This is a genomic window from Streptomyces sp. MBT53 (assembly GCF_016654115.1).
In the GTDB taxonomy this organism is placed as follows: domain Bacteria; phylum Actinomycetota; class Actinomycetes; order Streptomycetales; family Streptomycetaceae; genus Streptomyces.
In genome coordinates, this window is record NZ_JAEQAZ010000082.1 from 1 (window position 1) to 19,954 (window position 19,954).

19 protein-coding genes and 2 pseudogenes are annotated in these 19,954 nt (G+C 71.3%); 10 read left to right on the forward strand and 11 right to left on the reverse strand.

The window, feature by feature from the left end; translation table 11 throughout:
* The 8 genes from JHN45_RS27190 to JHN45_RS27225 all read right to left on the reverse strand — a co-directional run.
* Nucleotides 1-159, reverse strand: a 159-nt coding sequence (locus JHN45_RS27190) for an NAD(P)-binding protein (RefSeq protein ID WP_201051006.1), incomplete at its 3' end; no start/stop codon positions are given.
* Between the two features lie 68 nt (nucleotides 160-227).
* Nucleotides 228-620: a MaoC/PaaZ C-terminal domain-containing protein gene (locus JHN45_RS27195; protein WP_201051007.1), complete on the reverse strand. Its 393-nt coding sequence runs from the start codon at nucleotides 618-620 to the stop codon at nucleotides 228-230.
* Entirely contained in the window at nucleotides 617-1,138 is a 522-nt protein-coding gene (locus JHN45_RS27200) for a MaoC family dehydratase N-terminal domain-containing protein (protein ID WP_201051008.1), read from the reverse strand. The genes JHN45_RS27195 and JHN45_RS27200 overlap by 4 nt, the downstream gene beginning before the upstream one ends.
* The gene (locus JHN45_RS27205) at nucleotides 1,135-1,950 is read right to left on the reverse strand and encodes an IclR family transcriptional regulator (protein ID WP_200716014.1); all 816 of its coding nucleotides are present in this window, start codon (nucleotides 1,948-1,950) and stop codon (nucleotides 1,135-1,137) included. Before JHN45_RS27205 ends, JHN45_RS27200 begins: the two co-directional genes overlap by 4 nt.
* Before the next feature lie 43 nt (nucleotides 1,951-1,993).
* Nucleotides 1,994-2,863, reverse strand: coding sequence for an alpha/beta fold hydrolase (locus tag JHN45_RS27210; RefSeq protein WP_201051009.1), 870 nt, complete (start codon nucleotides 2,861-2,863; stop codon nucleotides 1,994-1,996).
* Nucleotides 2,864-2,870: 7 nt separating this feature from the next.
* On the reverse strand, nucleotides 2,871-3,827 hold the full coding sequence (locus tag JHN45_RS27215) for a catechol 1,2-dioxygenase (RefSeq protein ID WP_201051010.1): 957 nt from the start codon (nucleotides 3,825-3,827) through the stop codon (nucleotides 2,871-2,873).
* On the reverse strand, nucleotides 3,824-5,158 hold the full coding sequence (locus JHN45_RS27220; RefSeq protein ID WP_201051011.1) for a M20 family metallopeptidase: 1,335 nt from the start codon (nucleotides 5,156-5,158) through the stop codon (nucleotides 3,824-3,826). The genes JHN45_RS27215 and JHN45_RS27220 overlap by 4 nt, the downstream gene beginning before the upstream one ends.
* Nucleotides 5,159-5,273: 115 nt before the next feature.
* Nucleotides 5,274-6,482, reverse strand: a complete 1,209-nt coding sequence (locus JHN45_RS27225) for a Rieske 2Fe-2S domain-containing protein (RefSeq protein WP_201051012.1) — start codon at nucleotides 6,480-6,482, stop codon at nucleotides 5,274-5,276.
* A gap of 233 nt (nucleotides 6,483-6,715) precedes the next feature.
* On the opposite strand from JHN45_RS27225, the gene JHN45_RS27230 reads away from it, so the two are divergent.
* Nucleotides 6,716-7,669, forward strand: coding sequence for a zinc-binding alcohol dehydrogenase family protein (locus JHN45_RS27230; protein ID WP_201051013.1), 954 nt, complete (start codon nucleotides 6,716-6,718; stop codon nucleotides 7,667-7,669).
* A gap of 27 nt (nucleotides 7,670-7,696) precedes the next feature.
* On the opposite strand, the pseudogene JHN45_RS27235 reads toward JHN45_RS27230, so the two are convergent.
* Nucleotides 7,697-8,378: pseudogene (locus JHN45_RS27235) on the reverse strand (DeoR/GlpR family DNA-binding transcription regulator).
* Between JHN45_RS27235 and JHN45_RS53230 the strand changes: the two are divergent.
* Together JHN45_RS53230 and JHN45_RS27240 are read left to right on the forward strand one after the other, a co-directional pair.
* Nucleotides 8,367-8,627, forward strand: a pseudogene (locus tag JHN45_RS53230) (MFS transporter); the annotation flags it as partial. The pseudogenes JHN45_RS27235 and JHN45_RS53230 overlap by 12 nt on opposite strands.
* 263 nt (nucleotides 8,628-8,890) lie before the next feature.
* The gene (locus JHN45_RS27240; RefSeq protein WP_236584158.1) at nucleotides 8,891-9,310 is read left to right on the forward strand and encodes an HAD-IA family hydrolase; all 420 of its coding nucleotides are present in this window, start codon (nucleotides 8,891-8,893) and stop codon (nucleotides 9,308-9,310) included.
* Here the strand turns inward: JHN45_RS27240 and JHN45_RS27245 are convergent.
* Both JHN45_RS27245 and JHN45_RS27250 read right to left on the reverse strand, forming a co-directional pair.
* Entirely contained in the window at nucleotides 9,231-9,638 is a 408-nt protein-coding gene (locus tag JHN45_RS27245) for an acyl dehydratase (RefSeq protein WP_201051014.1), read from the reverse strand. The two genes, JHN45_RS27240 and JHN45_RS27245, sit on opposite strands and share 80 nt — an antisense overlap.
* Nucleotides 9,635-10,120, reverse strand: a complete 486-nt coding sequence (locus JHN45_RS27250; RefSeq protein WP_201051015.1) for a MaoC family dehydratase N-terminal domain-containing protein — start codon at nucleotides 10,118-10,120, stop codon at nucleotides 9,635-9,637. Before JHN45_RS27250 ends, JHN45_RS27245 begins: the two co-directional genes overlap by 4 nt.
* Nucleotides 10,121-10,247: 127 nt before the next feature.
* Between JHN45_RS27250 and JHN45_RS27255 the strand changes: the two genes are divergently transcribed.
* The 7 genes from JHN45_RS27255 to JHN45_RS27285 all read left to right on the forward strand — a co-directional run bounded on the left by JHN45_RS27255 (nucleotide 10,248) and on the right by JHN45_RS27285 (nucleotide 19,870).
* The gene (locus JHN45_RS27255; RefSeq protein WP_201051016.1) at nucleotides 10,248-11,126 is read left to right on the forward strand and encodes an alpha/beta fold hydrolase; all 879 of its coding nucleotides are present in this window, start codon (nucleotides 10,248-10,250) and stop codon (nucleotides 11,124-11,126) included.
* A 31-nt stretch (nucleotides 11,127-11,157) separates the two neighbouring features.
* On the forward strand, nucleotides 11,158-13,470 hold the full coding sequence (locus tag JHN45_RS27260) for a CoA transferase (RefSeq protein WP_201051017.1): 2,313 nt from the start codon (nucleotides 11,158-11,160) through the stop codon (nucleotides 13,468-13,470).
* Nucleotides 13,467-14,984 carry an AMP-binding protein gene (locus JHN45_RS27265; RefSeq protein WP_201051018.1) on the forward strand — a complete coding sequence of 506 codons (1,518 nt, stop codon included), beginning with the start codon at nucleotides 13,467-13,469 and terminating at the stop codon, nucleotides 14,982-14,984. The genes JHN45_RS27260 and JHN45_RS27265 overlap by 4 nt, the downstream gene beginning before the upstream one ends.
* Before the next feature lie 50 nt (nucleotides 14,985-15,034).
* Entirely contained in the window at nucleotides 15,035-15,472 is a 438-nt protein-coding gene (locus JHN45_RS27270) for a Fur family transcriptional regulator (RefSeq protein WP_200713137.1), read from the forward strand.
* Between the two features lie 33 nt (nucleotides 15,473-15,505).
* Entirely contained in the window at nucleotides 15,506-17,716 is a 2,211-nt protein-coding gene (katG, locus tag JHN45_RS27275; RefSeq protein WP_201051019.1) for a catalase/peroxidase HPI, read from the forward strand.
* A 111-nt stretch (nucleotides 17,717-17,827) separates the two neighbouring features.
* Nucleotides 17,828-19,408 carry a serine/threonine-protein kinase gene (locus JHN45_RS27280; protein ID WP_201051020.1) on the forward strand — a complete coding sequence of 527 codons (1,581 nt, stop codon included), beginning with the start codon at nucleotides 17,828-17,830 and terminating at the stop codon, nucleotides 19,406-19,408.
* A gap of 9 nt (nucleotides 19,409-19,417) precedes the next feature.
* The gene (locus JHN45_RS27285; RefSeq protein ID WP_201051021.1) at nucleotides 19,418-19,870 is read left to right on the forward strand and encodes an NAD(P)H-dependent oxidoreductase; all 453 of its coding nucleotides are present in this window, start codon (nucleotides 19,418-19,420) and stop codon (nucleotides 19,868-19,870) included.
* Nucleotides 19,871-19,954: the final 84 nt, after the last annotated feature.

Here is a 19,954-nt window from a genome sequence, read left to right on the forward strand (position 1 = left end):
CTGGCCGCCGCACTGCGGCAGTACGTCCATGACCGTGACGCGCAGTCCGCGGAAGCCCGCGTAGTAGGCGCCGTAGAGGCCGGAGGGGCCGGCGCCGATGATCAGGATGTCGGTCTCGATCACCGGTGACTCGACCGGCTCGGCAAGGTGAACGCTCATGGTTCAGGAGCGTAGGAACGGTCCGCTCTCCGCCCAACGGAACCGGTCCGGCTGCCGGGACGCCCCGGTCAGACGAGGGCGAGTTCGACGCTTCCTGTCACGCACGGGGTGCCGTCGGCCTTGACGACGGCCACGTCCAGGGACACCCGGGCGCCCTCCACCGCGCGCACGGTGGCGGTCCAGGTGAGGGGTTCACCGGCCACGGCGGTCGTACGGTTGCGCCAACTCACCGTCTCAAGGCGGGAGTTCGGCCCGGCCCACGCCAGCGCGTACCGGGTGAGGGTCTCGCCGTGCAGGGTGGACTGGACGACCACGTCCTCGAAACCCTCCGTGGCGGCGAAGGCGGAGTCGTAGTGGATGCGGTGGGAGTTCCAGGACACGGCGCTGAAGCGGAAGAGCTGGACCGTGCTGTGCGTGTACCGCTGCGGCGGGCAACTGTCCCCGGCGACCGGCGTGTTCATGCGGCTCCTGCGGGGTCGAGGGCCTCCTGGACGACGATCGTCTCGTCCACGGCGGTCAGTTCGGTGCCGTCCGCCGTCGTGAAGCGGGTGGTGAGGCCGAGCAGGACGAACGGGCCGGAGCGGCCCTGTTTGCGCTCGGCGGAGGTGACCGCGCGGGAGGCCGTGACCCGGCTGCCCGCGACCGGGGCCCGCAGCAGCCGGACGCTCTGCCCGCCGTGCACCTGGCGGACCGGCAGGCCCTCCGTGCACGGCGACTCCCGGGTGGCGAGCCCGTCGGGCCGCAACTCCCCTTCGGGCGGCCCGTCCTCCCAGCTCATGGTGGCCGCCAGGAACAGGGCCGGAGCCTCGACCGGAGCGCCCGCCGCGTCCTGTTCCCGGGCCCGGCGGATGTAGTCGGCGTCGTTGAGCGCGGCGGCGTACCGGCAGAAGTCCTTGACGGTCACCGTGCCGCAGTCCTCGTCCTCCCAGCGGCCGACGAGCCTGTGGGCCCGGGACAACACCTCGTCCAGGGCGCTCACAGGGCAGACCGCAGCGCCCGGCCGATGCCGAGCCCCGCGGTGCGCAGCGCGCTCGCGTGCGCGGCGGCGTCAACCCGGTAGGTCGGCGCGGTGATCGACAGGGCGCCGGCGAGCGTGTTCTGCCGCCCGAAGACCGGCACCGCCATGCTCATGTAGCCGAGCCTGACCTCCTCCGCCTCGGTCGCGAGGCGCTCCTCCCGGATCCGCTCCACCTGGGCGCGCAGCCGCCCCGGCGAGGTGATCGTGTGCCGGGTGAACGGTTTCAGCCCGTTCCTGACCACCTCGCCGAACAGGGCGGCGGGGGAGAAGGCCAGGATCGCCTTCCCCGTGGCCGTGCAGTAGAGCGGCAGCCGCCCCGCCACCCGGGACTCCTCGCTCAGGCCCCGGTGCGGCAGGATCTTCTCCAGATAGACGACGTCCAGGCCGTCGTGGATCGCGAAGTGGATCGTCTCCTGCGTGGCCAGCAGCAGATCCTCCATGTACGGCTGCGCCACCTCGCGCAGGATCCGCTGCCGGTGCACCCGCTGCCCGATCTCGAAGAGCCTGAGCCCGAGCCGGTAGTCGCACCCCGCCCGCTCCAGCAGCCCCCACACCACCAGCTCCTGGCAGAGCCGGTGCACGGTGGCCTTCGCGACGCCCGTACGGCGCACGAGATCCGCCAGGGAGAGCGACTCGTCGTCGACGGTGAACGCCTCCAGGATGGGGCGCACCTTGCCGAGGACGGAGTTCATCGAGTCGGGCCCGAGGGCCGGTCCGGTCGCGGGAGGCGGGGGAGCGGGGGCCACGGCGCGGGCGATCGGGACGACGGTCATGGCGGACACCTCACGATCAGGGGTTACGGCTGGAATCTCACGATCAGTGACTGGACGACGACTCGGCGAGGAACGCGAGACTCAGCGGGTTGTACAGCGAAGCCTTCTCATGCTGCGGCCAATGTCCGCATTCCGTGAAGACCTCAAGCCTCGCTCCCGGAATCGCGGCGGCGATCGCCTCGGCCTCCGGAACGTCCCCGAGCGGGTTCTTGTTGCCCCACACCACCAGCGTCGGGGCCTTGATCCGCGCCATCCGGTCGGGGCGCAGCAGATTCCGCTCCCGGGCCTCGACCTCCTGGAGGGCGAGCAGGTTGTGCAGGTTCCGCTGGAAGTCGGGGTGGTGGTAGATCTCGTAGCGCACCCGGGTCAGCTCCTCGCCCAGGTCCTCGTCCCACTCGGCCCACAGCAGGGCCAGCCGGTCGCGGGTGTAGGAGATGTCCGGCTCCATGGCCGCGGCGCGGGTGGAGGTCTTCAGCCGCTCCATCACCGCCGGGTTGATCTTCGTGCCGCCCATGCACAGGAGTTGGAGCGAGGCGACCCGGTCCGGGTGCTCGCTCGCGGCCCATGATCCGACCCAGCCGCCCAGCGACTCGCCGACCAGGTGCGCGCGCTCGGCGCCCACCGCGTCGAGGTAGGCCATCAGGTGGTCGACGTACGCGGGGATCTCGCCCGGGCGGTCCGGCTTGCCGGTGTAGCCGTGGCCGAGCATGTCGATGGCGTGGCAGCGGTAGCCGGCCCCGGCGTGCGCCGGGATGTTGCGGACGAAGGCCTCCAGGTGGCCCGTCGTGCCGTGCAGGAACACGACGTGCTCGCCGTCCTCGGGGCCGGCCTGGAGGGCGCGGGTGGTGACATCGCCGGTCTCGACGTACGCGTGGCGGTAGTCGATGCCCGAGAGTTCGGTCCAGATGCTCATGACTGCCTTACTGCCTTTCGGTGGGGGCCTGTTGGGGGTCGAGGACGGCTACGCCCATCCCGGTGAGCCACTCGGGCATCGGTTCGTACGCCAGCCGGCGGCCGGGCACGTGGTCGAGCACGGCCGACATCAGCAGCCAGGTGCGCAGCTCCTGCGCCCCGTTGCCGGCGACCTTCTCCAACTCCTCGGTGCTGTACGCGGTGATGCGGCTGATCTCGCCGCGCTCGACGAGGGACAGGAAGTCGTTGTCGAACTCCGGGTTGAGCGCGGCCTCGGCGGCGCGGATGATCTCGCGGCGGCGGACGTCGTAGTCCTGCCAGTTCTCCCGGCCGTTCAGCCAGGCGCCGACCATGAACTCCTCGTCGTCGCCGTGCGGTTCGCGCCAGTCCGGCCAGGGCAGCCGGTGCGAGAGCCCGCCCGAACCGACCACCGCGACCCGCCGGTCGCCGGGGAAGGAGAGGACGGCCTCCCGGATCGCGCGGCCCAGTTCCTCGCAGCGGGTGAGGGTGGGCAGCGGCGGGGCGAAGACGTTCACGACGATCGGCACGATCTCCACGTCCAGGCCCTCGAAGAGGTACTGGATGGCGTGCGACTGGCCGTGGTCGATCTGGAGTCTGGCGGAGAACGCCGGGTCGAAACTCCCGCTCTCCACAAGGGAGTTGGCCAGGTGCCGGGCCAGCGGGACGTCGATCGGCTGCGGCCCCTTCGGGGTGCCGGACTCGCCGCTCGCGACGCACTCGCCGACGCCGATCGTGAAGCTCGGGATCAGGTCCAGCCAGAAGCCCCGGAAGTGATTGGAACCCACCAGGATCACCGTGTCCGGGCGGGCCACGAGCAGTGCCTCCCGGGCCTCGGACAGCGCGTCGCGGAACCGCTCCGCCCGGTCCTTGTGGAAGGTCTCCTCCCAGTGGGTGTTCATCAGCGTGCTGTGCGAGGCGCCCACGCCCAGGACGATCTCCGTCATGCCGCTCTTCCTTCCACCTCGGCGCGGGACCGGGTCACCGTGTCGACCGCCGTACGGATCAGATGGCGCGTCAGCTTCTCCATGGCCCGCACGGAGACCGTGTTCATGCCCCGCGCGAAGTCGATGTCGAAGAGGGAGTCGGTGACCTTCGGCATGCCGACCCGCACGGTCGGGATGCCGCGCCCGCGCAGGATGTTGGCGTCGGTGGCACCGCTGTTGCCGCGGATCACCTCGTGCTCGCGCCCCTCGAAGGCGGCCCAACTCGCCGTCGCGCTGCGGCAGATCCAGCTCTCGGGGTCGGTGCTGGTGCCGGGGATCGCCAGCACCATCTCGGCGCCGACGTCGATGTTCTTGTCGCGCAGGGCGCCGATGGCGGCCATGAACTCGCGCTTGGCCTGCATCGGCGTCGTGTCCGGGCCGATCCGCAGGTCCACCATGAGGGTGCAGGAGGCCGGTGTCACCGCCGCCATCCGGGGCCAACCCCCTTGTATCGAGGAGACGATGCCCTGCGGTGCGACCGTGCCGGAGGTGTGCCGTTCGGCGTACTCGACGAACCACTCCTCCAGATGCCGGGTCACCTCGCCGGCGCGCGCGACGGGGTTGTCGTAGGGGAGGCGGTGGCGGGAGCCGACGTAGGTGTGGGTGCCGTGGACCGTCACCTCGAACCAGACGAGGCCGACCTCGTCCCAGGAGACCGTCCAGCCGGGCTTGGCGATGAGGGCGTAGTCGGTCCACACGCCCTGCTCCAGGAGGAACGAACAGCCCACGCCCTGGCCGGTGTTGAGGCGGCTGCTGCCCGGTCGCGCGTTGGTGGGCATGCCGCCGGCGCCGAAGGCCGCGACCAGGTCGCCGGTGAGCGGGACGCCGGCCAGCGCGATCGCCTCGGCGGCCATCATCACGCAGGCGGCGTGGCCCTTCGGGTTGGAGGCGCCGAGGCCGACGACGAGATCGTCGTGGACGGTGGCGCGCGGACGCATGTCGTCCCGCAACTCCGGCCCGATCCACGGGAGATCCTCGCTCTCCTCGCCGACCGTCAGGGTGTCGATCGGCGCGTAGAGCATCAGGTCGGGGCCGGTGCCGTCGCCGGAGAGCCGGGCCCAGGCGTTGGCCTGCCGGTCGTCCAGCCGCTGAACGCGGGCCGGACAGCCCGCCGTTGTGAGGGTGTCGGCGATGTGCGCGGCGAGCGGGCCCTCGTCGCCGGTCGGGGACGGGACGTCGACGAGCCCGGTGATCAGGTCGCGCAGCCGGTCGGCGGTGACATGCCGCCAGGCGTCGGCGGTCCAGGCGGCCCGCCTGTCGTCCAGACCCGCCAACTCGCCCGCGGCGCTCACTGGTTGATCCTGTGTACCTGAGTCATCGTCGTACGTTCGAAGCGCTTCTTCGCGAGCGGGAGCCCGATCGCGATTCCCACTCCGATGAGCAGGGTGAGCAGTGTGCGGCCCATGGTCAGGCTTCCTTCCCTTCGGTGCCCGTACCGGCGAGCTTCTTGCCGTACTCCTCCTCGCTGAGGTTCCGCCAGGCGGTCAGCGAGATGTCGGGGCGGTAGAGCTTCTCCGGGGGAGCGTCGGTGATGTCGACCATCCAGGCGTCCTGGCCGGAGAACTGGCCGTGGAACAACCAGCGGATCGCACCGAGGTACTTGGCGTAGAAACGCAGGGTTTCCCAGCCCTCGGTGAAGTTGACCATCACGCCGACATAGCGGTGGTTGTCCTGGTCGACGGGGACGTAGAACTCGTAGTGGATGAAGTTCGGGTACGCGATGCGCAGCACGCCCGGCATCGACAGGGACGCGAAGCCGGGGAACTCCTGGGCCTCGATCGTCTGGTTGACCTTGTCCGGCTTGCCGGTGTTGCCGATGTTGAAGGTCTCCTTCGGCGGCTGGGCCTTCCACCAGCGTTTGTTGGTCCAGCGGCCGACACCGGGGAAGTCCGCCTCCCAGTACACCTCGTCCTGGACCCGGAAGATCCAGCGGCCCTTGGGCACGATCCGGGTGATGTTCCAGGTCGGCATCGGCTTGAACAGGCGCCAGAGTGCCGTGCGGTGCAGGTACTTGGCGTGCCCTTCGTCGAAGCCGTTCTCGCAGGCGAAGCGCCAGTTGCCGCTGCGCGGGTCGATCCGGCCGCCCATCACGAAGGCGTTGGAGACCAGTTCCTCGGGCAACTGCGAGTCGATGGAGTGCGGTTCCTCGTCGGCGAGGGGGATGTACACCCACACCATACCGAGCCGCTCCTCGACCGGGTACGTCCGCACCGAGACCTTGCCGGTCAGCCGGCAGCCGGGCCCGTCGGTGATGACCGCGGCGAGCTTGCCGGTGGGCAGGTCGAAGGTCCAGCCGTGGTACGGGCAGCTGACCGTGCCGGGGAACTGCTGGTTGCCCTCCGAGAGCGGGACGCCGCGGTGCGGGCAGCGGTTGTGCAGCGCGTACGCCGTGCCGTTGTCCCGGATCAGGGTGATCTTCTCGCCGCAGATCGTGAACGGGAGCGGATCGCCGGTGATCTGGCTGGACCAGGTGACCGGGTACCAGTAGCCGCGGAAGCCCGCGCCCGCCGCGTCGTAGTGGGGCCACGACTTCCAGTCCTGGCGGCCGGGCTCACCTGCTGGTCTGCGGCGGCTCCGGACCGGTGGCTGGGTGTCGGGAGTGTCGTCGACCGTCATCGTGGGCGTCCTCCTGCTGCCGGGTGAGCTGTGAGCCGAGCATGCGGCGGGCAGCGGGATCCGCCCAAGGGACCCGGTCCACTGAGCAGACCGTGCCGTCACGTCCCGTTCAGCGGACCCTCGTCGCTGCGCCGGGGCGGCTCGCCGTTCTACCGTCCGTGGATCGCCGGGCCGCACCGGATCCGGCCGCGCCCTGCGGGGCGTCGCGTCCCGCGTCGATACGGAGTGAGCTTGTGACGACCGCCCTGTCCCGCGCCCTGGTCCTGGAGAGCTTCGGCTCGCTGCCCCGCCTGGTGGAGCGCCCGGTGCCGGAGCCGCGCCCCGGCCACACCCTCGTACGGATGCGGGCTGCCCAGGTGGGCCACCTCGATCTCAACGTCGTGGACGGCAAGTTCGGGATCCTGCCCGACCTGCCCGCCGTACCGGGCACCACCGGCTGCGGGGTCGTCCTCGCCTCCGACAGCCACCCCGAGGGCACCCTCGTCCGGCTCGGCGGCAAGGGCCTCGGCCTGCGCCGCGACGGCTGCTGGGCGGAGCACGCACTGGTGCCGGACGCCGCGGTGGAGGTCGTGGCGGAGGGTACGGACCCCGCCCTGGCGTGCAGTTGGTTCTCGCCGGCGGGCACGGCGTGGGCGGCCGTGCACGCGGTCGCGCACGTACAGCCCGGGGAGCGGGTGCTCGTGACGGGCGCGGCGGGCGCGGTCGGGGCGCTGACCGCGCAGGTCGCCGCGCGGGCCGGGGCCGAGGTGATCGGGGTCGTCGGACGTCCGGCCAAGCTCGCCCACGTCCCCGCGCCCGCCAAGTCCCTGCCGGCCGCCGACCTGTCAGCGGAGGCGGTGGGCGGTCCGGTCGACGTCGTCATCGACACGGTCGGCGGTCCGGTGCTCCGCGACGCCCTCCCGCTGGTCCGCCCGCGCGGCCGGGTGGCGCTCGTCGGCTACACCGCCGGACGCGAATTCACCGTCGACCTCGCGGACTTCCTGCTGGCCGACGTGTCCCTGCTGCCGGTGAACCTGATGACCCGGGGCAAGGAGGTCGCGGCGGACGCGGAAGCGCTGTTGGCGGATCTGCGGACGGGGGAGCTGACCCTGGCGATCGAGCGCCATGGACTGGACGGGTTCGCGGAGGCCGCCGATCGGCTGCGGAGCGGGGAGGCCGTGGGCAAGGTGGTTCTCGAACTGGACTGAGGCACCCCCCGCCTCGGGGCAGTCCCGTCACGCGACCTTGACGACGACACCCGCGCCTTCGAGCGCCGCCACCTCGTCGGCGGGCGCGGTGGTGTCGGTGACGAGGGTGTGCAGCAGGGTGGCGGGCCCGGCGTGGGCGAACGCGGTGTGGCCGAGCTTGCCGCCGTCCGCGGCGACGACGATACGACGCGAGGAGGCGATGCCCGCCTTCTTCACGGCCGCGTCGTCGAGGTCGTAGGCGGTCAGACCCTCGGCAGCGCTCAGCCCGCAGCAGCCCATGACGGCGGTGTCGAAGCGCAGGGCCGCCAGGGACGCGAGGGTGAGCGGGCCGGTGCGTGCTCCCTCGGCCGCCCGGGGCTGCCCGCCGGGCACCGTCAGGGTGGCCGGGCCCGGGCTCTCGCCGAGGGCGTGGACGGCCTGCAAGGACAGCGGCATCACGGTGACCGGCCGCCGGCGCGGCAGGTGGGCGACCTCCAGGCAGGTGGTGCCGCTGTCGAGGAGGACGGTCTCGCCGTCGGCGATCAGCGCGGACACCTCGGCCGCGATCCGCCGCCTGGCCTCGACGGACTCGTGCGCCCGCAGCGCGAACGAGGACGCCCTGCGCGGCCAGCGCGTCGAGGTCGCGCCGGATGGTCATCTCGGAGGCGTCGGTCAGTTCGACGAGTTCCTGGACGGTGATCCGGCCCGTCTCCCTGACGGCCTGTGCGATGACCGGCTCGGGGCGCGCGTCGTCGTCCTCGCCACCGGTGTGCTGTGCGGCGCGGCCCTGGTACTGCCCGGCCTGCCCCGGGACCCGTGGACGCTGGCCGGTGCCCTGCTGGTCTTCGGGTTCTGCAACGGCTGCCTGGACGTGAGCATGAACGCCCACGCCGTGCATGTGGAGAAGGCGTACGGCGGGCCCGTCATGTCGGCCTTCCACGCCACGTTCTCGGTCGGCGGCGTCCTCGCCGCAGTGGTCGCACCGGACCCGACCGCACGCCCGAGCCGGTACGCAGCGGTCCCTGACCGCCTGTGCGGCACGGCTCACTCCGTGCCGCACAGGTCCCCGGAACCCGGAGGAACCCTCGCCATGCCCACCGACCGAAGCATCGTGCTCTTCGACCTCTTCGGAGTCATCGCCCGCCACCAACGCCCGGGCGTCCTGCGGCAGATGGCCGCCCGCTGTCACACCCCGACCGACGCGTTCACCGATGCCTACTGGGCCCACGCGTCGACGACTCGATGGTCGCCTACGCCCAGTCCCTCCGCGATGTCGACGAGGTCACCCTGCTGTCCAACATCCCCTCGGACCACGCGGACGCCTTCCTCGCCGCGCAGCCCTGGCTGCACCGGCTGGACCACGTGGCCTTCTCCGGGAAGATCGGAGCGGCGAAACCGGACCCGGCGGCCTTCGAGCACTGTGTGGTCGCCCTGCGCGCCGCCCCGGCCGACTTCCTCTTCGTCGACGACCGTGAGGAGAACGTACGAGCGGCGCGCGCCGTGGGCATGGACGGCCACGTCTTCACCGACCGCGAGGAACTCGCAGCCGTCATCGACGCCTGGCTGCCGCGGCGAGCGGTTCTCACCCCGGGACGACCACGGCCCGCCCCCGGCAGCACGCCACGTCACCGGAACCGCAGCGCTCGACCAGATCGAGAGTGATCTCACCGTCGACTCCGCCTACGGCACGCACGGTTCCGGTCACCACCAGCCGCTCTCCCACGCCGGCCGGTGCCCGGTTCTGCCACTCCACCTCACGCACCTGCCCGCCTTCGCCCGCGAACTCCGCGGCGGCGCGATAGAACAGACAGCCGTGCAGCTGAGCCATGACGACCGGCCCGGCCAGCCCCTCCGAGCGGGCGAACTCCGTGTCGTAGTGGATGCGATGGGCGTTGCGGGTGACCGCGCCGAACCGCAGCAGGGTGATCGCGTCGGGAGTCATTCCGACCGGCAACACGGCCTGTCCGACGGTGATGTGACGGTCCGTCATCGGACGATGAACCTCTCCGTGACCTCCACCAGCGTCCCCCGCACCGAGCCGTACACCTTCTCCACCGTGAGCAGCACGAACCCCTCACCACTGCCCTTGCGCTCCACGGCGGTCAGCGCGCGCCGCAGTTCGATCCGGTCGCCGGCCCGTGCCGCCGCGATCCAGCGCACCGCCTGCCCGCCCGCCATCAGCCGGACCCCGAGCCCGTCGGTGCCGGGCACCTCGTCGCGGTACATGCCGTCCGGCCGGAACTCCGACGCGTCCGCCCCGGGAGCCCCGCGCAGCAGGCTCACCACATACATCGGATGCACGGCGAAGTCGGCGTGACCGGGATCGACGAGACGCGGCGCGCTCTCCCCGGCCGCCCGCGCGAACTCCGCCGCGTCCTCGGCCCGTACGACCCCCAGCGACCGCCGCTCCCATGTCCCCAGGGACGCCCGGGCCCGCTCCTCGACCAGCTCCAGCTCGGCGTTCCGGAACATGGGCTGCCTCCTGTTCTCGTCCGATACGCGGACGCTAAGGAGGGCGCTCCCCCGGCCGCCACGGATCCGGCCCGCTCAGCGGACCGTTCCACTTGGGCGGAGATCGCCGCCGTCCCACCATCGGGACATGGACCTCATGGACATCCAGCCCCCGCCGGAGGGCGCCTACGCGGAAGCGGACGGCGTCAAATACCACTACGTGGAACTGGGGGAGGGCGGCCCCACGGTCAATCCCACCGTCTTCCTGCACGGCGGCGGCCCCGGCTGCACCGGCTGGTCGGACTTCGGACAGGTGGCCCCCCTGTTCGCGAAGGACCGCCGCTGTCTGCTCGTCGACATCCTCCAGTACGGCAAGTCCGCCAAGCCCGTCATCGAGGGCCCCATGTGGGACTACCACGCGGCCAGGACCGTGGCCCTCCTAGACGAACTCGGCATCGACCGCGCCGACTTCGTCTGCAACTCCTGGGGCGGCACCATCGCCCTCAACCTCGCCGCCAAGTACCCCGACCGCGTACGGTCGTTGGTCATCACCGGCAGCATGCCCGTCTTCTACGGCCCCCTCGCCCCGCTCCCGGAAGGTGGCCGCCGCGGCCGCAACGCCCGTGACGTCTACTACGGCGGCACCGGCCCCTCCTGGCAGAAAATGCGTGAACTCATCGCCCGCCTCGAGTGGTTCGACCCGGACGCCATCCCCGACGGCACCGTGACCCTGCGCTACGAACAGAGCCTCGACCCCGAGGAGACCGCCCTCGCCGGCGCCTCCGACAACCCGCGCGGCGACTGGCAGGACCTCACCGCCGAACTCGGCCTGATCGCCGCGCCGACGCTCTTCGTGTGGGGCATGCAGGACGCCTTCCTGACCCCCGACTACCCGCTGATGCTGGCCCGCATGATCCCCAAGGGCAACCTGCACGTGATGAGCGAGGCCTCCCACCACCCGCAGGAGGAACGGCCGTACGACTACCACAGCGTCGTCACCGGCTTCCTGAACCAGCAGCACAACTGACCCTGTGGGACCGACTCTCCGGGGAGGAGACGTGAGCGAGACCGTGCCGCGCGTCGTTGAACTGCCCAGCCCCTTCACCCGGTTCGCCGGCCGGCTGCTGGTCGGACTCGGGTACGAGGTCGTGCTCGTCGAACCGCCGGAAGGCGACGGGACCCGGCGTGAACAGGGCGGCGACGCGTTCGTCCACTGGCACGCCGGCAAACGGTCGGTCGTCCCCGCCTCGCCCGAGGAACTGCGCGCCCTGCTGACCACCGCCGATGTGCTGCTCGACGGGAGTCCGGGCGGTGCGGAGGCGCTCGCCGCCGGGCTCGACGACCTGGTGCACGTCCGCGTCACCCCCTTCGGGTTGGTCGGCCCGCGCAGCGACTGGCAGGGCACCGACCTCGTGGTGGCCGCGCTCGGCGGGATGCTCGCCCAGGTCGGCGACCCCGACGGCCCACCGCTACGGCTCCCGGAGCAGCAGGCCGAGCAACTGGCGGGCGTCAACGCGGCCATCGCCGCCCTGCTCGGCCTGCGCGCCCGCCGCACCGGCCCGGGACAGCTGATCGACGTCTCCGCACAGGCCTGCGTGGCCGCCGCCCTGGAGGCCGGCGCCCTCGCCTATCTGCACGAGGACCGGGTGCCGCCCCGCCCCGGCCGCGTCCACCCCCTCGTCCCGCACGGCCTCTTCCGGGCCGCCGACGGCTACCTGGGCGGCGGCCTCGGCGGCAGCCCTCGCATGTGGGACGCGCTGCTGGAGTGGCTGCGCGAGGAGGACGCGGCGGCCGACCTCACGGAACCGCGCTGGCAGGACCCGGTCGAACGCAAGAAGCACCAGGAGCACGTCTTCAAGGTCGTCCAGGACTTCGTGGGCACCTGGCCCAAGGCCGAGTTCGCTGAGCGCGCCCAGGCCAGAAAACTCCCCTGGGCCGCCGTCGACCTCCCGCACGAACTCCCCGACAACCCCCAGCTCACGGCCCGCGAGTTCTTCACCCGGGTACAGACGCCGGAGGGCGAACGGACCGACCTGGGCTTCCCCTTCGCGTTCCCGGAGGGCCACCGGATACGGGAGTTGGACGTCCGGGGAGTGGGCGCGGACCAGGAACTGCTGCACGCCGGGCGGCCCGCCGAACTCCCGGCGCGGCAGGCCTCCGTACAGCCCGCCCTGCACGGCATCCGTGTCCTCGACCTGACCTGGGTCCTGGCCGGCCCCTACTGCACGAAGATCCTCGCCGACCACGGCGCCGACGTCATCAAGGTCGAGTCTGCGGGCCGCCCCGACCCCACCCGCTTCGCCCCCTTCATGCACCTCTCCCGCGGCCCCCACACGGACCCGAACACCAACGGCTACTTCAACGAGGTCAACCGCAACAAACGCAGCATCGCCCTCGACACCCGCACCGCCGACGGCATCACGGTGCTGCGCGAACTCATCGCCCACTGCGACGTCCTCGTGGAGAACTTCAGCTCCACGGTCATGCGCAAACTCGGCCTGGACTACGAGGAGTTGCGCCGGATCAACCCCGGACTCGTCTACGTCAGCATGTCGGGCATGGGCCACACCGGACCGCGCAACGGCTGGGTGTCGTACGCCGACACGGTCTCGGCCGGCGGGGGTCTGACCGCGCTCACCGGCTGGGGGCCGGACGACGTGGTCGGGGTGATCTACGGCCACGGCGACATCGTCGCGGGCCTGCAAGCCGCCCTCGCCACGGTCGCCGCACTGGAGCACCGCTCCCTCACCGGACGCGGACAGCACATCGACCTGTCCCAACTGGAGGCGGTAGCGGCCCACATGGGCACCAGCCTCCTCGGCGGCCCGGAGGTGACACCGGCCGGCAACACCCACCCGAGCTGGAGCCCGCAGGGGGTCTACCGCTGCCTCGGCGCCGACCGCTGGCTGGCCGTCAGCGTGCGCGACGACACGGAGTGGGCCGGGCTGTGCGAGGTCATCGGCCGACCCGAACTCGCCACCGACGAGCGGACGTCGACGGCCGACGCACGCAGAGACGCCATGGGCCTGGTCGACGCCGTGCTGGGGGAGTGGACCCGCACACTGCCCGCCGATGTCGCCGCCGAAGCGCTCCAGGCCCACGGCGTCCCGGCCGGAGCGGTCCAGGACGGTCGTGAACTCGTCGAGCACGACCCGCAGTTGAGGGCCCGCGGCTTCTATGTGCGCAAGGAGCACCCGGTCGCGGGCGCGTTCCTCCACGAGGGCGTCCCGATCCGCCTGACCCGCACACCCGGCGCGATCCGCGAGGCCGCGCCCGTGCTCGGCGCCGACACCGACGTCGTACTGAAAGAGGTGGCAGGGTTCTCGGCCGAGCGCGTCCAGCAGCTCCGGGAGGCGGGAGTCCTGCGGTGACCGACACCATCCCCGGTCTCGTCGACGCGGCGGCCGGGGAGTTCGGCGAACGGACCTTCCTGCGTACGGGGGACGCGACCCGGACGTACGCGCAGACCCGGACGGCCGCTGCCACGATGGCGGGCGCGCTCGCGGAACGCGGCTGCCGGCCGGGGGACCGTGTCGCCGTCATGGCCGGCAACCGCATCGAGTTCGTCGACCTCCTCCTCGGCTGCGCCTGGCTGGGCGCGGTGCTGATCCCGCTCAACACCGGGCTGCGGGGCGGCGGACTCCGCCAGGTGCTGCGCACCGCGGAGCCTCAATTCCTGCTCGTGGAGGAGGAGTTCGCGGAGCGTGTCGTAGCGGCCGGATTCCAGGGGGAGTTGTGGGTCGTCGGCGGGGACGACGTACCCGCGCCGGGCATGGCACCCGCCGTACCGGCAGTTCAAGTGCGCCCGGACGACACCGCGTTCGTGCTGTTCACGTCCGGCACCACGGGGGCGGCGCGCGGGGTGCGGTGCCCGCACGCGCAGACCGTGTGGTGGGGCCGTAACGTCTCCGACTCGCTCCGCCTCACGGCCGACGACGTGCTGTACACCTGCCTGCCGCTGTTCCACACCAACGCGCTGAACACCCTCGCGCAGGCCATGGCGGTGGGAGCGAGCTGTGTGATCGACGAGCGGTTCTCGGCCTCGCGGTACTGGGGGCGGGTCGCCGAGACCGGGGCGACCGTCGTCCATCTGCTGGGCGCGATGGCGCCGATGCTGCTCGCTCAGCCGCCGGGTCCCGCCGACCGTGCGCACCGGGCCTGGCGCGGGCTCTCCCCGGCCACTCCGGGGTCCGCGTGGGAGCCGTTCCGCGAGCGGTTCGGGGTCACGCTCGTCGACGGGTTCGGATCGACGGAGACGAACCTCGTGATCGGGTCGACGCCCGAGGAGCAGCGGCCCGGCTACGTGGGCACCGTGCGCGAGGGTTTCTCCGTGCGCGTGGTCGACGAACTGCTCGACCCCGTCCCGGACGGCGTCCCCGGCGAGCTGCTGGTCCGCAGCGCACACCAATTCGCTTTCTGCACCGGCTACTTGGGAGAACCCGAGCCCGGACCGACCGCGTGGCGGCGCACCGGTGACCGGGTGGTGCGCGAGCCCGACGGCTGGTTCCGGTTCGTCGACCGGATCAAGGACGTCATCCGGCGGCGCGGCGAGAACGTCTCCTCGCACGAGGTGGAGTCCGTCGTCCGCGCGCACCCGGCGGTCGCCGACGCGGCGGCCTTCCCGGTGCCCTCCGAACTGGCCGAGGACGAGGTCATGGTCACGGTCGTCCCCGCGCCCGGACAGGCGCTGGACCTCCGGGACCTCGTACGGCACTGCGCGGAGGAGCTGCCCCCCTTCGCGGTGCCCCGCTACCTCGACACCGTCCGTGAGCTCCCGCTCACCGAGACCGGCAAAGTTCGCAAGGCCGCATTGCGGGAACGTGGGGTCACCGCCACGACGTGGGACCGCTCCACATCGCCCACCCCGGTACGACATCAAACTTGAACCGTTTGTTTTCTTGAATCACTCGTGTTTATGGCTGTAGGTTGAGCGCCATGACCGCATCCCCGCCTCCGACCACCGCCGAGGAGCTGCGCGGTGCCGGCCTGCGGGTGACGGCAGCCCGCGTCGCACTGCTGGAGACCGTTCGGCACGGTGACCACCTCGATGTCGAGGCCGTCGCCTCCGGCGTCCGTGACCGTGTGGGACACATATCGCTCCAGGCCGTCTACGACGCCCTGCACGCGCTGACCTCGGCCGGACTCATACGCCGTATCGAACCGGCAGGCAGCCCCGCCCGCTTCGAAGGACGCGTCGGCGACAACCACCACCACCTCATGTGCAGGTCGTGCGGTGTCGTCGCCGACGTCGACTGCGCGGTCGGCGAGGCACCCTGCCTGACCGCCTCCGACGACCACGGCTTCTCGATCGACGAGGCCGAGGTCATCTACTGGGGTCTGTGCCCCACCTGTACCACCGCCCCCAGTTCCTGAGTCACGCGATCCACCCCGTTTGGAAGGATTCCCATGTCTGAGAACCACGACGCAATCGTCACGGACGCGAAGTCGGAGGACGCCGGGGGCTGCCCCGTCGCGCACGGGCGCGCCGCGCACCCCACCCAGGGAGGCGGCAACCGTCAGTGGTGGCCCGAGCGCCTCAACCTGAAGATCCTCGCCAAGGACCCGGTCGTCGCGAACCCGCTCGGCGCGGACTTCGACTACGCCGAGGCGTTCGGTGCCCTCGACCTCGCGGCCGTCAAACAGGACATCGCCGAGGTGCTGACCACCTCGCAGGACTGGTGGCCGGCGGACTTCGGCAACTACGGCCCGCTGATGATCCGGATGGCCTGGCACAGCGCCGGCACCTACCGCATCAGCGACGGCCGCGGCGGTGGCGGCCGCGGCCAGCAGCGCTTCGCGCCGCTGAACAGCTGGCCGGACAACGGCAACCTGGACAAGGCCCGCCGTCTGCTGTGGCCGGTCAAGAAGAAGTACGGCCAGTCCATCTCGTGGGCCGACCTCATGATCCTCACCGGCAACGTGGCGCTGGAGACCATGGGCTTCGAGACCTTCGGCTTCGGCGGAGGCCGCGCCGACGTCTGGGAGGCCGACGAGGACGTGTACTGGGGTCCCGAGACCACCTGGCTCGACGACCAGCGCTACACCGGCGACCGCGAGCTGGAGAACCCGCTCGGCGCCGTCCAGATGGGCCTCATCTACGTCAACCCCGAGGGCCCCAACGGCAACCCGGACCCGCTGGCCGCGGCCCGCGACATCCGTGAGACCTTCCGCCGCATGGCGATGAACGACGAGGAGACCGTCGCCCTCATCGCCGGTGGCCACACCTTCGGCAAGACCCACGGCGCGGGTGACGCCGACCTGGTCGGCGACGACCCCGAGGCCGCCCCGCTCGAGGCGCAGGGCCTGGGCTGGAAGTCCACCTACGGCACCGGCAAGGGCGGCGACGCGATCACCTCCGGCCTCGAGGTCACCTGGACCACCAAGCCCACCCAGTGGAGCAACGACTTCTTCGACATCCTCTTCGGCTACGAGTGGGAGCTGACCCAGAGCCCCGCCGGCGCCAACCAGTGGGTGGCCAAGGACGCTCAGGCGATCATCCCCGACGCCCACAGCGACGCCAAGAAGCTCCCCACGATGCTCACCACCGACCTCTCGCTGCGCTTCGACCCGATCTACGGCGAGATCTCCAAGCGCTTCCACGAGAACCCGGCTCAGTTCGCGGACGCCTTCGCCCGCGCCTGGTACAAGCTGACCCACCGCGACCTGGGCCCGAAGTCCCTGTACCTCGGCCCGGAGGTCCCCTCCGAGACCCTGCTGTGGCAGGACCCGCTGCCGCAGGCCGAGGGCGAGACCATCGACGCCGCCGACGTCACGGCCCTCAAGGCGAAGATCCTCGCCTCGGACCTGACCGTCTCGCAGCTCGTCTCCGCCGCCTGGGCGTCCGCGTCCACCTTCCGCGGCAGCGACAAGCGCGGCGGCGCCAACGGCGCCCGCATCCGCCTGGAGCCGCAGCGCGGCTGGGAGGCCAACGACCCCGACCAGCTCGCCCAGGTGCTGCGGGTCCTCGAGGGCATCCAGGCCGAGTTCAACTCCGGCGCCAAGAAGGTCTCCCTGGCCGACCTGATCGTCCTCGGCGGTGCCGCCGCGGTCGAGAAGGCCGCCAAGGACGGCGGCGTCGACGTGGAGGTCCCCTTCACGCCGGGCCGTGTCGACGCCACCGAGGAGCACACGGACGTCGAGTCGTTCGCCGCGCTGGAGCCGACCGTCGACGGCTTCCGCAACTACCTCGGCAAGGGCAACCGCCTCCCCGCCGAGTACCTGCTGCTCGACCGCGCCAACCTGCTCACGCTGACCGCCCCCGAGCTGACCGTCCTCGTCGGCGGCCTGCGCGTCCTGGGCGCCAACCAGGGCCAGTCCACCCACGGTGTCCTCACCGACAAGGTCGGCACGCTGACGAACGACTTCTTCGTCAACCTGCTCGACCTGGGCACCACCTGGACGTCGACCTCCTCGGACCAGCAGACCTTCGAGGCCCGTGACGCCTCCGGCGCGGTCAAGTGGACCGGCACCCGTGCCGACCTGGTCTTCGGCTCGAACTCCGAACTCCGCGCGCTCGCCGAGGTCTACGCGAGCGACGACGCGAAGGAGAAGTTCGTGAACGACTTCGTCGCCGCCTGGGCCAAGGTCTCCGACCTGGACCGCTTCGACCTCGTCTGAGCACTCCGCACCACCTGACGTCCGGGTCGGCCCTCACGGGTCGGCCCGGACGTTTCTCAATCACCGAACGCGCGGCACAGGAGTGCACGTTCGTCACATAAGCTCCTCCGCATGAACGAGGGGGACACCGACAGACGGATCGTCGACGGCCGCTTCGAGCTGGAGTCCCGGCTCGGCGGCGGAGGCATGGGCACGGTGTGGCGCGCCCGCGACCTGCTGCTGCATCGCCATGTCGCCGTCAAGGAGGTCCGGCCGCCGGACGTCGACCTCGCGGAGTACGACCCCGGCGCGGCTGAGATGCTGCGCCAGCGGGTCCTGCGCGAGGCGCGTGCGCTGGCCCGGGTCGAGCACCCGAACGTGGTGACGATCCATCACATCGTCGACGGCGGCGAGGGCACCTACCCGTGGCTCGTCATGGAACTCGTCCAAGGCGGCTCACTGGCCGACCGGTTGGAGCGGGGACCGATGACACCGGCGGAGGCCGCCCGGCTCGGCTCCGGAGTGCTCGACGCCCTCAACGCGGCACACGCGGCCGGCGTCCAGCACCGTGACGTGAAACCCGCCAACGTCCTGCTGCGCACCGACGGACGCCCCGTCCTCACGGACTTCGGCATCGCCGCGATCCGCGACGCCACGGCCCTCACCGCGACCGGCTCGATCATCGGCACGCCCGACTACATGGCCCCCGAGCGGGTCTCGGGCCACAGCGGCGGCCCGGCCGCCGACCTCTGGTCGCTGGCGATGATGCTGTACGTCGCCGTCGAGGGCCACCACCCGCTCCGGCGCGGTACGACACTGGCCACCCTGGCCGCCGTACTCCAGGAAGAGGTCCCGCCGCCGGTGCGGGCCGGGTCACTGACGCCGGTGCTGTCGTGCGTGCTGGTGCGTGATCCCGAGGCACGGCCGGACGCGGGGACGGTGAGCCGGATGCTGGCCGTTGCGGCGGCACAGCCCGAGATCCGCGGTCCCGAGACCACGTCCTACCCGCTCGCACCTCCGGCCCCGGTGGTGCTGCCGCCTACCGGGGACATGCAGGTGGTACCGCGACGCGGTCGACCAGGCGTCGCGGTCGCGTCCAGCGTCGTGGGCGTACTGCTGATCGGGACGCTCGCCTGGAAGGTGCTGCCGGGCGGGAACAGCGACAACAAGGGTGACGGGGTGGGGTCCCTGGGCACCGGACAGACGCAGCAGAGCACGCCCACCGCCACGCCTTCCAACTCGGCCTCCGCGAAGACCACCGACCTGCTCACCCCCAACGGCATCCGCACCGCGATCAAGGCCATCCAACAGGAGTCGGGACGGGACACCTTCGGCAACCTGAGCATCTACCCCCAGTACGTCCTGGCGGATGTGATGGTCAACGGCAGCAAGACCAAGTACGACTCGTACACCTACCGCGTCGGCGGTGGTGTGGAGAAGGACATCACCAAAGGCACGTTGATGGACGGATTCGAGCCGATGGATCTGGGGGAGTTCGACTGGGATGCGGTGCCCGCGTTGCTGACTCGTGCGGGGAAAGTACTCAAGGTGAAGAATCCGACGTCCCGCTACCTCCTGGTTGAGGGGCCGTGGAAGACCTTCGACGATCCTGCGGACATGTCCGTCTACCTGAGTGACGAGTACGGGGCGGGTGGTCACCTGGAAGCCACACCCCAGGGCAAGGTGACCAAGACGTATGCGGCCGACCAGTAAGTTCACCCCGTGCCCACCTTGCTGATCGTCCATCACACCCCCTCGCCCAACTGCCAGGCGATGTTCGAAGCCGTCGTCTCCGGAGCCACGACCCCGGAGATCGAGGACGTACGGGTCGTACGGCGGGCAGCCCTGTCCGCGACCTCATCCGACGTGTTGGCCGCCGACGGCTATCTCCTCGGCACACCGGCCAACCTCGGCTACATGTCCGGCGCGCTGAAGCACTTCTTCGACCAGATCTACTACCCGTGCCTGGACGAGACGCGCGGCAGGCCCTTCGGGTACTACGTGCACGGTGGGAACGACGTGACGGGAGCCGTGCGCGGTATCGAGTCGATCACGACCGGGCTGGGCTGGCAGCGGGTCGCGGAGCCGGTGACGCTCACCGGTGAGCCCGACAGGGCGGGCACCGAGGCCTGCTGGGAACTCGGGGCGACCGTCGCCGCCGGACTGACGGCCTGAGCGGGCGGTCTGGAGGACGGCCGCCACCCGTTCGGACGCCGAAGAGTGTCGTCACCCCCCGGAGCACCGTCAGCGTGGAGGGAC